We start from the raw sequence: 12,498 nt of genomic DNA, 5'->3' as shown, positions 1-12,498 counted from the left end.
GTCAATGTACGGACCGGCGACGGATCGATAACGGCCCGGTCTCGTCCGTTCGAACCAAAGGATGAGCCCAGATGACGACCAAGATGCGCAGCGAGATCGCCGAGCAGCCTGCTGCGTTGCGAGCCACGCTGGACGCCCTTCTTCCCAGGGTCGGGGAGGTGGAGCGGCTCGCGGGGCAGACTCGTCAGCTGTTGTTCATCGCCCGTGGCACCTCTGACAACGCCGCAGTCTACGGCCGCTACCTGGCTGAGGCCCACACGGGCCGCCTCTCCACCCTCGCCGCCCCCTCCATCGCCACGACGTACAGGCGCAGGCTGGACCTCGACGGCGTGCTGGCCGTCGCGCTCTCCCAGTCGGGCAGGACCGAGGAGATCGTCGAGACCCTCGCCTGGGCCAAGGACTGCGGGGCCAAGACCGTGGCGATCACCAACGGCGGCGAGCAGAGTCCTCTGGCGCAGGTCGCGGACCTCGCCCTGTGCACGCTCGCGGGGGAGGAGAAGGCCGTTCCGGCCACCAAGACCTACACCACCCAGCTCGCCGCGCTGGCCGTACTCGGCCTCGGCCTGGGTGCGGACGTCAACGCCGACGACCTGCAGCGCGTGCCGGACGCCGTCGAGAAGCTGATCACAGACCCGGGTGACCTGGAGGCGATCGTCGAGGGGCTGGCGGACAAGCCGGGCGTCGTGGTCTCCGGCCGCGGCCTGGCCTTCTCCACCGCGCTCGAAGTCGCGCTCAAGCTCAAGGAGGCGTGCTACCTGCACGCCATGGGCCTGTCCTACGCGGACCTCCTGCACGGCCCGATCGCCGTGGTCGACGCCGACACCCCGGCCATCCTGGTCGCGGCCGGTGAGGGCCCGACCCTGGCCGGCACCGTGGCGCTCGCCGAGCGGGTCACCGGTGCGGGCGCCTCCGCCTTCACCGTCGGCGGCGGCCCCGCGCTCTCCAGGGTCTCCACCGCCGCGCTGAACGGCCCCGACCTCCCCGAATGGGTCGCCCCGCTGGGCCTCATCGTCCCCGGGCAGCTGCTGACCGAGGCCCTCGCCCGCAGGCTGGGCATCGACCCCGACGCGCCCCGAGGTCTCAACAAGGTGACTCAGACCGACTGATCGTCCGGAGTCGTTTAGCCTGGTCGTGGCTCTGCGAACATGACCGATTACGACTGGAGGCCGACATGGCGGCTGATGCTGACGCGATCATCGCTGGACTCGGTGGTGCGAACAACATCATTGAGATCGAACCGTGCATCACCCGGCTCCGCACCGAGGTGCGCGACGCCTCCAAGGTCGATCAGGCGGCGCTCAAGGCAGCCGGTGCGCACGGTGTGATGGCCGCGGGCAACGTCGTCCAGGTGGTGGTCGGCCCCGAGGCGGACACAATCGCCAGCGACATCGAGGACATCATCGGCTGAGCCGGCCACGGCCGTCCCCGTCCGCGCGGACGGGGACGGCCGTGGGACGAAGACGACCAGGGGGCGAGGACATGCCAAGGGGGTGCGATGACCACAGTTCTGGCCCCGGTGGCGGGGGCGGCCATGGGGCTCAGGTCGGTGCCCGACCCGGTGTTCTCGGAAGGTCTGGTCGGGCCCGGGATGGCGATCGAACCGGACAGGGAGCCGGGCCGGGTGATCTCTCCCATCGCGGGCACGATCGTCAAGCTGCATCCGCACGCGTTTGTCGTCGTCGGCGATGACGGCAGGGGAGTCCTCGTCCACCTGGGTATCGACACGGTGCAGCTCAAAGGCGAGGGCTTCGAGCTGCTGGCGGCCGAGGGGGATCGGGTGAGCGCTGGTCAGCCCGTGGTGGCCTGGGATCCCGCGGGGATCGAGGCGGGCGGACGCTCCCCGGTCTGCCCGGTCGTGGCGCTGGACGCGGTCGCCGGAGCGGTGATCGGGGTCGCCGAGGGCGCGGTGAAGGCGGGGGACGAGCTTTTCGAGTGGGCATGACTTTCGGACGGGCATTTCCAGCGGGTGTTTCGAGTTGGAAGGGGCGCGAGACGAGACCGGGCCCGTAAGGCAACCCGCGGGACCGGCCGGATTTCCGGGGCTAGTACGGTGTGGAACTCCGAGGCGAGCACCGGATTCGACGGTGAGGCCCGGTGGGGCGCCGGGGCATGGCGGGACGGACGGGACGTGACGTGAGCGGCGAGGACCTGGAAGCGGGCGCGACCATGAAGGCGGCGCTTTTCGATCTCGACGGGACGCTGATCAACAGTGAGCGGCGGAGCCTGGCCATGTGGGCGATGCTGCTCGACAGTCACGGGGTCGCTCACGACGATGTCGTGCTGCGCGGGTTCATGGGACGGCGCGGGCGGGACGTCCTGGCCGAGAGGGCACACCTCTTTCCCGGTAAGCGGATCTCCGATCTGATCACCGAGGTCTTCTCCTTCCAGGACCATCCGGACCTGCCCGACATCGTGCCGGTGCCGGGCGCCGCCGACCTGGTCCGCAGGGTCTCGGCGTACGGCTCGCCGATAGCGGTCGTCACCTCCGCCTCCCGGGACTGGGCGGAGGAACGCCTCGCTCAGATCGGGATCCGTGACCTGATCATGACGGTGGTGTCCGCCGAGGACGTGACCGTGGGAAAGCCGGACCCGGAGGGGTTCCTGCTGGCCGCGGCCCGTTTTCTGCTCGATCCGGCGCACTGTGTGGTTTTTGAAGATTCGATCGCCGGGATCACGGCGGCCAAGGCGGCCGGTATGGCGTGCGTAGGTGTGGCAACCACCCACGCGGGCACCGAGCTGACTGAGGCCGATCTCGTGGTTGCGGACCTGACGGGGGTCGAGTGGCCTCCGTTGACCAGCAAATGAGCCTGGCGGTCTAGACCGCCAGGTCGATTTTTCGCAGGAGGAACACGTGGCCGAGCGCCAAGTAATCGTCAAGGCCGAAGTCGGCCTGCACGCCCGCCCCGCGGCGACGTTCGTACAGACCGCGGCCAAGGCGTCGCTGGACGTCACCATCGCGAAGGGCAGCGGCCAGCCGGTGAACGGCAAGAGCATTCTCGCGGTCCTGGCACTCGACGTCCGGCAGGGCGACAGCGTGGTGATCAGGGCCGAGGGCGAAGGGGCCGACGAACTTCTGGACCAGCTCGCCGGCATCGCATCCGCTCCGTGAACACGCTTACGGGGGTAGGCGTGAGCCCGGGGATCGGTTTCGGCCCCGCCTACGTCCTCGCCGTCCAGGAGAGCCTCGTTCCCGCGCCGGACGCCCGCCACGGCGGGGACGCCGGGGCGGAGCGGGACAGGGCGACGCGGGCGCTGGAGCAGGTCGCCGCCGACCTGGAGGAACGGGGGATCCGGACGGGCGGCGAGGCCCGGGAGATCCTGAACGCCCAGGCCATGATGGCGCGCGATCCCGGCCTGGCCGTCGAGGTGGCCGTACTGATCGACGACTCGGGCGCCACCGCCGCCCGCGCGGTCTACGAGGCGTTCGGCAGGTACCGGGAGTTGCTCGCCGGGGCCGGGGGGTATCTCGGCGAGCGCGTCGCCGACCTGGACGACGTCAGGGACCGGGCCGTCGCGGTGCTCGAAGGCCTGCGGATGCCGGGCGTGCCCGACCACCCCGATCACGCCGACCACACGGCGCGGCCGTACGTTCTCATCGCCCGCGACCTGGCGCCCGCCGACACCGCGACGCTGTCCAGAGACGTGGTGTCGGCCTTTGTCATCGAGCAGGGCGGGCCGACCAGCCACACCGCGATCCTCGCCCGCGCGATGGGCGTGCCGGCCGTCGTCGCCTGCCCGGGGGCCACCTCAATCGAGCCGGGCACGCCGGTGCTGGTGGACGGGTCCTCCGGTCTCGTACGGCCCGCGCCCTCGGAGGCCGAGGTGGCCGAGGCGACAAACGCCGCCGCGGCGAGGAAGGCCGTCCTGGCGGCCGCCAGTGGCCCGGGAGCGACCTCCGACGGGCACGCGGTGCCGCTGCTGGCCAACATCGGCGGACCGGGTGACGTGGCCTCCGCGCTCGAACACGGGGCGGAGGGGATCGGGCTCTACCGGACCGAGTTCCTCTTCCTCGACCGGGCCACGGCGCCTTCCGGGCAGGAGCAGGAGAGCGCCTACCTGGAGGTGCTGAACGCCTTCCCCGGCGGCCGGGTGATCGTGCGGACCCTCGACGCGGGAGCGGACAAGCCGCTCGCCTTCCTGCCGCCGAGGGGGGAGGAGCCGAATCCCGCACTGGGGGAGCGCGGCTTACGACTTTTCAAGATAAATCCGGAAATCATGAACGAGCAGCTCGGCGCCCTGGCCAGGGCCGCGGCGCAGTCGTCGGCCAAGCTCCAGGTGATGGCGCCGATGGTGGCCACCGCCGAGGAGGCCGCCTGGTTCGTGGCCGCGTGCGGTGACGCGGGGCTGCCGTCGGCGGGCGTGATGATCGAGATCCCGTCGGCCGCCCTGCGCGCCTCCGACCTGGCCGCCGAGGCGGACTTCCTCTCCATCGGCACCAACGACCTGGCCCAGTACACCTTCGCCGCCGACCGCCAGCTGGGAGCGCTGACCATGCTGCAGGACGCCTGGCAGCCGGCCCTGCTCGACCTGATCGCGCTGGCCGCGGCGGGGGCGGTCGGGCGCGGCAAGTCCTGCGGGGTGTGCGGCGAGGCCGCGGGCGACCCGGTCCTCGCCTGCGTGCTGGTCGGGCTCGGCGTCACCTCGCTGTCGATGGCCCCTCCCGCGCTGCCCGCCGTACGGGCCGCGCTGTCGCGTCACGACCGCGAGCAGTGCGTGCTCGCCGCCCAGGCCGCTCGGGCCGCGATCTCCCCGCAGGAGGCACGCACCGCGGCGCGTTCGCACCTGCCCGGACTGGCGGGCCTGGCTCTCTGAGGCCGGTGTCCCGGTCGCCGTCACCGTGAAGATCGGACCCGGCGGGTCCGGCTCTCCGCGGTCGTGGCATTGGTCACCATCACGGTGAAGATCGCAGCATTGGGCCCGTTGCGCGGATAGCGTTAGGGCCATGGCTCGGTGCATGCGTACGACTGGTCTCGCAGTGATCGTGGTGGCAGCATCGGCGATAGCCGGTTGCGCCGGGCCGGGGGCGGCGGCCCCCGCTCCCGTCTCGCCGGTCGGAGGCCAGGCCGGCGCCCCCGCAAGCGCCGCCCCGGATGTGCCCGCGGCGGACGCGACCCCCAAGCCCTCCGGGGTCAAGGGGGCCGTGGAAGGGGCGCTCGCAGGGCTGAGCATGGAGGAGAAGGTCGGGCAGCTCTTCATGCCCGTGCTGTACGGCCCGGCGTCCGACACGGTGTCGGGGGAGAACCAGGCGCGGTACGGCGTGGGCACGCCGGCCAAGATGATCGCGAAATACCGGCCGGGCGGGGTGATCCTGTTCCCCTGGGCGGACAACGTCAAGAACGTCAAGCAGATCGTCGAGCTGACCAACGGGCTGCAGAAGGCGTCGCCGGAGATTCCGCTCCTGATCGGCGCCGACCAGGAGAATGGCCAGGTCTCCCGGCTCGCGCCACTGGTCACCAAGCTTCCCGGAGCCTCGACCATCGGCTCCACCGGCGACCTATCGCTGGCCCGCAAGGCCGCCAAGGTGACGGGCACCGAGCTGCTCGCCCTCGGCATCAACCTCGACTTCGCCCCGGTCGCCGACGTGAACATCAACCCGCGCAACCCGGTGATCGGGCCCCGGGCGTACGGCTCGAACCCGCAGAAGGTCTCATCGATGGTCGCCGCCGCGGTCAGCGGTTTCCACGACGCCGGGATCGCCGCCACGGCCAAGCACTTCCCCGGGCACGGCGACACCAACGTGGACAGCCACACCGGCCTGCCGGTGATCCAGCACTCCCGGTCCCAGTGGAACAAGCTGGACGCGCCGCCGTTCGCCGCGGCCATCGACAAGGGCGTAGACGCGATCATGAGCGCGCACGTTGTCATGCCCAAGCTCGACCCGTCGGGTGACCCGGCCACGCTCTCCAAGCCGATCCTGACCGGGCTGCTCCGCGACAAGCTCGGATTCGACGGGGTCGTCTCGACCGACGCGCTGGACATGGCGGGTGTGCGCAAGAAGTACAGCGACGGGGAGATCGCCGTGCGGGCCATCCAGGCCGGGGTGGACCTGCTGCTGATGCCGCCGGACTATCCCGAGGCCTACCAGGCGGTGCTGGCCGCGGTGAGGTCCGGGAAGATCTCCGACGAGCGGCTCGACCAGTCCGTCCGGCGGCTGCTGAAGCTGAAGGCCACCCGAGGTCTGCTGGAGAAGGCCCCGGTCGCCGACCCGGCCGAGGCCGCGCGGGTGCTGCGCTCGGCCGAGCACCAAAAGGTCGCCCAGCTCATCACCGCGCGAGCCCGCTGAGCTCCGTACGGCTGCCGTCCGTACGAGCCGGGACGGATTCGCCCGGCTCATCACCGCGCGAGCCCGCCGAGTTCCGTACGGCTGCCGCCCGGGCAGGCGGCAGCCGTACGGACTGGGACGATTGCCCAGCTCATCCCCGTAGAGGCTCGTTGAGTCCCGTGCCCCTTTTCGGCTGTTCGTCGGCTACGCCTAACCTAGAACGGGTTTCAGCGGGAGGCAGACGGTTCAGGGCCGCGGAAGCGGGTTCGGGCGAGGAGACGAGATGCTCAAGGGTGTGCTCATCGACTGGGGTGGCGTGCTCACCACCGGTCTGTCCGATGCGATCGCGGAGTGGGTCGTGGCCGAACGGCTCGACGCCGATCACTACCGGACCGTGATGCGGGATCTCATCATGCAGGCCTACGGGGGTTCCGCGAACGGTGAGAACGCGATCCACGCGCTGGAGCGGGGCGAGATCTCCGGGTTCGACTTCGAACGGAGTCTGGCCGCCCGGCTGGTCACGACGGACGGGGTGCCACCGGTCGCCGAGGGGCTGCTGACCAGGATGTTCGCCGGGTTCCGACGGGTCGAGCCGATGTACGCCATGCTTCGCGAGGCCCGTGCCGCCGGGCTGCGGACCTGCCTGCTCTCCAACTCCTGGGGGAACGAGTATCCCCGGCAGGACTGGGAGGACTTCTTCGACGAGGTCGTCATCTCCGGGGAGATCGGCATGCGGAAGCCGGAGCCGAGGATCTTCGAGCACGCGCTCGGCAAGATCGGCCTGGCCGGGCAGGAGTGCGTGTTCATCGACGACATCGAGGCCAACATCACGGCCGCCCGCGAACTCGGCATCGTCGGCGTGCACCACAGGGACCCCGAGCTGACCATCGCCGAGCTGGAGACGCTCTTCGGCGTCTCCCTGCGCTGACGACGTGAAGATCTCCTCCCGCCGAGGGTCGCCCCTGTGCCGAGGGTCACTCCTGGGGTGTCACCGGCGTCCCACGGCTCGGTGAGCTTCAGAAGCCGGTCGAGGGCCACTCCTGGGTCGAGGGTTGCCCCCGCTCTGGCGGCCGTGTTCGGACCGGCTCGCGTGGCTTCGCGCCTCCAAGCTCGCGACCACGTCTCCGGGACTGGCACACTCGATGCGTGATCGGCGCCGAACCGGCGCCGATGTGGAAGAGATAGATCGAGGCATGGATGCGCGTCTACCTGCCGTGTACGCTCCCGGCGCTGGCCCGTGTGGTCACCGTGGGGGAGCTCGGCCCGGCCCCGCTGACCGGCTACGCGGTGACCCCCGCCCTGACCGAGTGGTACGCCTCGGGTGACACCGAGGAATTGGAGTACGTCGCCCTGACCGAGGCGGCCAGAGCGTCCCTGCGGATGCTCGCCGCCGATCGCGCGGACGGGCTGGACGTGGCCGCGCGCCGAGTGGTCATCGCCGTCGACGTGCCGGAGAGCGATGTGAGCATGGGCGCCGAGCTGGAAGAGCGCGCCCGGGTACGGCTCGCGGCGGCCGTCCCGCTGGCGGAGATCGCCGCGGCTCACGTGGACGATCTGTCGGCGGTGGAGGACGTCGAGGCGGCCATCGCCGCGCTGCCGGCGGCCGATGGCGGTGACGACGACGCCCGCTTCGTCGTGGACGGCGCCGAGGCGAACGATCTCCTGTGGTACGCCACCCAGGAGATTCCCGAACTGGTCGCCTGAGAGATCCTCCGGAGGACCCACCCGCTCTCCCTGGCCCCCGCCCCTCGCCTGAGTGCCCAATATCCCCTTTGCGGCGATTCTCTGCGTTTGGCTACCCTTGGAGGCAATATGAGACACATTATTTGGGACTGGAACGGCACACTTTTTCACGACATCGACGCCGTGGTCGGCGCGACGAACGCGGTGTTCGAGCCCTACGGGCTGGGCTCCTATGACGCGGACGGCTTCCGCGCGGTCTACACGCGCCCGATCTGGAAAGCCTACGAGCGCATGCTCGGCCGCTCGCTCTTCGAGGGCGAGTGGGAGAAGCTCGACCTCGGTTTCCATGAGAACTACCACCGGCTGATGCTGGAGTGCGGCCTCGCGGCGGACGCGCTCTCCACGCTGCAGAGCTGGGAGAGAGCGGGCGGCAGGCAGTCGCTGCTGTCCATGTGGATGCACGACCGGCTGGTGGTCAAGATCGCCGAGCTCGGCATCGACCGGCACTTCGCCCGGATCGACGGGCTACGCGCCGCGCTCGACGGGCAGCCCGCCCCGTCAGGCGGGCACAAGGCCGAGTCGATGGTGGCCCATATCGCGGCGCTCGGCGTGGACCCGGCCGACATCCTCGTGATCGGTGACAGCGTGGACGACGCGCTCGCCGCCCAGCACGTCGGGGCGCGAGCCGTGCTCTACACCGGGGGCATGACCAGCCGGGTCGACCTGGAGGCGTTCGGCGTCCCGGTCGTCGACACCCTCGCGAATGCGATCGACCACGCCTGAGAGCGCCGTCCGGAGGTCGGCGGATCGACCGGAGGGCGGCCCGAAGGCCAGCAGGTCGGAAGAGCCGGAAAGTCAGCAAGCCGGCCGAAGGGTCACCGGAGAACCGGCGGATCGGCCGGGAGGCGACCCGAAGGTCGGAGGGGCGGTTGAAGGGCCATCAGGGAACCTGAGGATCGGTCGGAAGGCGGCCGGGAGGTCGGCGGGCCGGTTGAAGGGCCACCGGAGAGCGGGCTCGACCGGTGGCCCTTTCACGATCAGGATTCGAGCTGAACCCCACCTCCCTCGGGAGGTTCGGGCTCCGGGCGTCCGATCAACAGTGTGAGGACCTTGAGCGCTCGTTCGCCGTGGATCTCCGAGAACGTCGCCACGCAGGCAATGACCGCGGTCAGGACCACCAGCACGGCGGTGGCGCCGAGGGTGATCGCGATGATCGGTGTTGCGAGCGTCTGGGTGGCCAGCACTGCCGAGCCGACACCAGCCGCCACGCCCGTGGTGGGCATCCCCCACCTCAGGCTCACAGAACCATGATCGTGCTCCTCCGATCTGGCGCTCCTCTGTGCGTCCCTCGACGCACATCACCCCGGGATCGCCGGTCTTACCTCTTGTATAACCCGCCGGGGGCGCGCTTGCGAGGCCCCAACCGCGTCGGAGGTCCCGAGGGGGCGGCCAAACCGTCGCGCCCTTCGAGATGTCCGGGACCCGTCGGGGCAGGAGGCCGGGCAGGTCCCCTGGTGACTCCCGTCCCTCCACACCGCCCTGGGCTGCGTGCATCGGCCTGAGCCTGTTCCGCTCTGACGGATAGCTGGTTCTGTACCGATCCCGCATACAGCAACAATCAAGACAATTTGAGCCCTAACCTGGGCATCCGCACTCATTCCGGGAGGCCACGATGAGCCGCCTCGTTCTCTGGAACATCGATCTCACCCTGGTCGACGTGTCCATCGTCGCCCGTGAGGCATACGCGGAGGCCTTCCACAAGGTGACCGGACGGCCCCTGGTGAAGCTGAGCCAGCACAACGGCCGCCCGGACTCCGAGATCGTCTACGAGATGCTCGCCATCAACGGGATCGTCGCCGACGACGACCACCTCCCGAGGTTCCTGGACGCGCTGGCCGAGGCCTTCGCCGCCCGGCGCAAGCGATTGCCCAAGGACGGGCGCATGATGGCCGGGGCCCGGGACGCGTTGAAGGCCGTGGCGAGACTCGACGGCGTGGTCCAGTCGGTGCTCACCGGCACGATCAGGAGCAATGCCGTACACAAGCTGACCGCCTTCGGCCTGGACAAGCACGTGGACTTCGAGATCGGCGGCTACGGCGAGGAGGTCTACCCCAAGGCCACCCTTCTCCAGGTCGCACAGGGCAGGGCCCGGCAGAAGTACGGCGGGATCTTCGACGGCGGCAACACCGTGATGATCGGTGACTCGGCCAGGGACGTCCAGGCCGCCAGGATCGCCGGGGCCGCGATGATCGGGGTCGCCTCCGGGCGTTCCCTCCCGGCCGAGCTTCACGAGGCCGGCGCCGACGTGGTCCTGCCCGACCTGTCCAACGCGTCGGAGGTCGTCGCCGCCGTGGCCGGGCTCACCTCCCCGGCTCGCAAAGCCGGCTGATGATCAGGGGCCTCCGGTAACCGCCCCCCTCAACGTCGCTGAGGCACGAGGAAAAGGGCCATTTATGTGTCATAGTGCGCATTAGCGCTTATATGTGACTTTGTACGCAGAAAAGGACATTTCGCCCATCTAGCTTGAGGGTGCGCGTTGAGAACGGCGCGCACCACTCAAGGGGGAAATGACATGAAGAAGATCACACGGAGCCTGGCGACGGCGGCCGCGACGCTGGCGATCGTCGGCGGCATCATCGCCTCCACCGGCGGAGCCGCCTCGGCCGCCACCACGACCACCGCGGCCGCCCCGGTCACCGCGTCCGCCTCGGTCACCGCGCATCAGACCGTAGCGGTGAGCGTGTCCAACCGCGGCGAGCGCTACCGCTTCGACGGTCACCGTTTCTACCGGTGGTTCAACGGCGGCTGGAGGGCCGTCTCCTTCGACTACGCCCGTTCCCACCACTACGACCGCAACCACCGCGACCGCGACTACGACCGCGACCACAACCGCCGCGACCACGACCGGCGTGACCATGACCGTCGTGACCACGACCGCCGCGACAGGCACTAAGAATTGTCGCGACAGGCATTAAGAACCAAGGGCGGGCCCGGTGCTACCACCGGGCCCGCCCTCACGTCGTCCGGCGGTGGGCGCGGTGCTACCACCGGGTCCGCCCTCATGCTCTTCGGCAGCGGGCGCGGTGCTACCACTGGGCCCGTCCTCATGTTCTCCGGCAGTGGGTGCGGCGATCGCTCCAACGGACTCTGGAGTAAGACCAGGCTTCGATGTTCCTGATTCGCGGTCTCCTGCCAGAGCCCTCGTCGGCAAGGACCTGCAAAGCCCTCCGCATCGGCATGCAGACCCTCTTCCGCGACCTCGGTATCACCGCCGACGTCGTTGCGGCGTAGACAACCTTCTGCCGATCCCGATTCTCAAGCTTCTAGGCGAGACGTGCGTAGACGATGACGTTGTTCGTGTAGTGGCCGCGCTGCTGGTCGAACGCGCCACCGCAGGTCACCAGGCGCAGGCCCGCGTGGTCGAGCGGTCCGTACACGCGCTGGGAGGGAAAGCTGCTCTTGGCCACCGACTCGACCGACTCGACCACAAACGTGGCGACCGAGCCGTCCGCGCGGCCGACGGAGACGGTGTCCCCACGGCGCATCCGTCCGAGATCGTAGAAGACGCCCCTGCGGCCCCCGCCGTCGACGTGCCCGAGGATGACCGCCGCTCCACGCTCTCCGGGCGTCACCCCGCGCGAGTACCAGCCTGCCTGCTCGGGCCGTTCGACCGGGGGGACCTGCACCGTGCCGTCCGCGTTGAGGCCGAGCCGGCCGAGGGGCACGTGGACACCGATCTTCGATATGTCCAGGTGAAGCGGCTCGGACCGTACGAGAGCGGGGCCGGTTGGGGAGACATGGGACCGAGCGGCGTCATCCGGACCGGAGCGAGCCGAAGAGGACCGAGCCGAAGGAGAACGAGCCGAAGGAGAACGGGTCGAGGAGGAACGAGCGGGAGGGGAAAGGTCCGCCAGGGGAGAGCTCGTCTGCGCGGCCTCCGCCATGCCTTGCGCGGCCGCGGGCGGCGGAGCCGGTGGGCCTTCCCGGGGCAGGAGCCCACAGCCCACGAACACCGCGCCGGTCAGAGCGGCGGCGGCCGCCACGCCCAGAGCGTGGCGGCCGCCGAGTCGTACTCCAGGCATGTCAGGCTCGGGTGCCCGCACGGCGGCGCAGCACCAGAACGCCCATCCCGGCCCCCGTGGCGAGAAGGGCTCCGCCCAACGGAACCAGCGGGCTCCCGCCGGGACCTCCACCGGTCTCCGGAGCGCCCCTGGGGATGTCCTGGGCCGGTGCCGGGCCGGCCTCGGCGGGAACCGGAGCCGGAGCCGGGCTGCTGGACCGGGCGGGGGCCGGCACCGGACTGGGCTTGGCGGTGGCCGACACCTGACGGGGCGTGGCGGCGGGCTTCGTGTCGTCGGCCATGGCCGGTCCGGCCATGGTGAGCATGGCGACGCCGAGCGCCGTCACGGTCAGGGCGGTACGGATGAACCGCATACATTCTCCTCAGTGGCGGCATCGCGGAGACGGTTCGGCGATGCGCGCCGGGCACAGAAGTCATCGGTTGGGAACGGCCTCGACGCTCCCAGGGCAATGTCCGCTGGTCATGACCGGAA

General features: G+C 70.2%; 15 protein-coding genes. 12 read left to right on the top strand and 3 right to left on the bottom strand.

Annotated elements, in window-relative coordinates; translation table 11 throughout:
• The first annotated feature begins 71 nt into the window (after window positions 1–71).
• The 10 genes from CHC08_RS38855 to CHC08_RS38810 all read left to right on the top strand — a co-directional run bounded on the left by CHC08_RS38855 (window position 72) and on the right by CHC08_RS38810 (window position 8,728).
• Window positions 72–1,106 (top strand): SIS domain-containing protein, encoded by a 1,035-nt coding sequence (locus tag CHC08_RS38855; protein WP_089212392.1) that lies wholly within the window; start codon window positions 72–74, stop codon window positions 1,104–1,106.
• 65 nt (window positions 1,107–1,171) lie between these two features.
• Entirely contained in the window at window positions 1,172–1,408 is a 237-nt protein-coding gene (locus CHC08_RS38850; protein ID WP_089212391.1) for a PTS sugar transporter subunit IIB, read from the top strand.
• 87 nt (window positions 1,409–1,495) lie between these two features.
• Window positions 1,496–1,942, top strand: a complete 447-nt coding sequence (locus tag CHC08_RS38845) for a PTS sugar transporter subunit IIA (protein ID WP_089212390.1) — start codon at window positions 1,496–1,498, stop codon at window positions 1,940–1,942.
• A 191-nt stretch (window positions 1,943–2,133) separates the two neighbouring features.
• A complete protein-coding gene (locus CHC08_RS38840; protein WP_245878836.1) occupies window positions 2,134–2,805 on the top strand; it encodes an HAD family hydrolase in 672 nt (223 codons plus the stop codon).
• 46 nt (window positions 2,806–2,851) lie between these two features.
• On the top strand, window positions 2,852–3,109 hold the full coding sequence (locus CHC08_RS38835; RefSeq protein ID WP_089212389.1) for an HPr family phosphocarrier protein: 258 nt from the start codon (window positions 2,852–2,854) through the stop codon (window positions 3,107–3,109).
• A complete protein-coding gene (ptsP, locus tag CHC08_RS38830) occupies window positions 3,106–4,812 on the top strand; it encodes a phosphoenolpyruvate--protein phosphotransferase (protein ID WP_089212388.1) in 1,707 nt (568 codons plus the stop codon). Before CHC08_RS38835 ends, ptsP begins: the two co-directional genes overlap by 4 nt.
• A 142-nt stretch (window positions 4,813–4,954) precedes the next feature.
• Window positions 4,955–6,283: a beta-N-acetylhexosaminidase gene (gene nagZ, locus CHC08_RS38825; RefSeq protein ID WP_245878835.1), complete on the top strand. Its 1,329-nt coding sequence runs from the start codon at window positions 4,955–4,957 to the stop codon at window positions 6,281–6,283.
• A 262-nt stretch (window positions 6,284–6,545) separates the two neighbouring features.
• Window positions 6,546–7,190, top strand: coding sequence for an HAD family hydrolase (locus CHC08_RS38820; RefSeq protein WP_089212386.1), 645 nt, complete (start codon window positions 6,546–6,548; stop codon window positions 7,188–7,190).
• 269 nt (window positions 7,191–7,459) lie between these two features.
• Window positions 7,460–7,966: a DUF6912 family protein gene (locus tag CHC08_RS38815; RefSeq protein ID WP_089212385.1), complete on the top strand. Its 507-nt coding sequence runs from the start codon at window positions 7,460–7,462 to the stop codon at window positions 7,964–7,966.
• 108 nt (window positions 7,967–8,074) lie between these two features.
• Window positions 8,075–8,728 (top strand): HAD family hydrolase, encoded by a 654-nt coding sequence (locus CHC08_RS38810; protein WP_089212384.1) that lies wholly within the window; start codon window positions 8,075–8,077, stop codon window positions 8,726–8,728.
• A 254-nt stretch (window positions 8,729–8,982) separates the two neighbouring features.
• Here the strand turns inward: CHC08_RS38810 and CHC08_RS38805 are convergent, their stop codons facing one another.
• The gene (locus CHC08_RS38805; protein WP_143653522.1) at window positions 8,983–9,246 is read right to left on the bottom strand and encodes a hypothetical protein; all 264 of its coding nucleotides are present in this window, start codon (window positions 9,244–9,246) and stop codon (window positions 8,983–8,985) included.
• A gap of 371 nt (window positions 9,247–9,617) precedes the next feature.
• Between CHC08_RS38805 and CHC08_RS38800 the strand changes: the two genes are divergently transcribed.
• Both CHC08_RS38800 and CHC08_RS50060 read left to right on the top strand, forming a co-directional pair.
• Window positions 9,618–10,334, top strand: a complete 717-nt coding sequence (locus CHC08_RS38800) for an HAD family hydrolase (RefSeq protein WP_089212382.1) — start codon at window positions 9,618–9,620, stop codon at window positions 10,332–10,334.
• A gap of 183 nt (window positions 10,335–10,517) precedes the next feature.
• Complete coding sequence (locus tag CHC08_RS50060; protein WP_089212381.1) at window positions 10,518–10,898, top strand: hypothetical protein; 381 nt, start codon at window positions 10,518–10,520, stop codon at window positions 10,896–10,898.
• 370 nt (window positions 10,899–11,268) lie between these two features.
• On the opposite strand, the gene CHC08_RS52605 is transcribed toward CHC08_RS50060, so the two are convergent.
• A complete protein-coding gene (locus tag CHC08_RS52605) occupies window positions 11,269–11,889 on the bottom strand; it encodes a class F sortase (protein WP_089212410.1) in 621 nt (206 codons plus the stop codon).
• A gap of 139 nt (window positions 11,890–12,028) precedes the next feature.
• The gene (locus CHC08_RS38785) at window positions 12,029–12,379 is read right to left on the bottom strand and encodes a hypothetical protein (protein ID WP_089212380.1); all 351 of its coding nucleotides are present in this window, start codon (window positions 12,377–12,379) and stop codon (window positions 12,029–12,031) included.
• Window positions 12,380–12,498: the final 119 nt, after the last annotated feature.

Source organism: Streptosporangium subroseum (assembly GCF_900188345.1).
In the GTDB taxonomy this organism is placed as follows: domain Bacteria; phylum Actinomycetota; class Actinomycetes; order Streptosporangiales; family Streptosporangiaceae; genus Streptosporangium; species Streptosporangium subroseum.
Note: the sequence above shows the minus strand (reverse complement) of the source record. Positions and strands in the feature narration are given on the sequence as shown.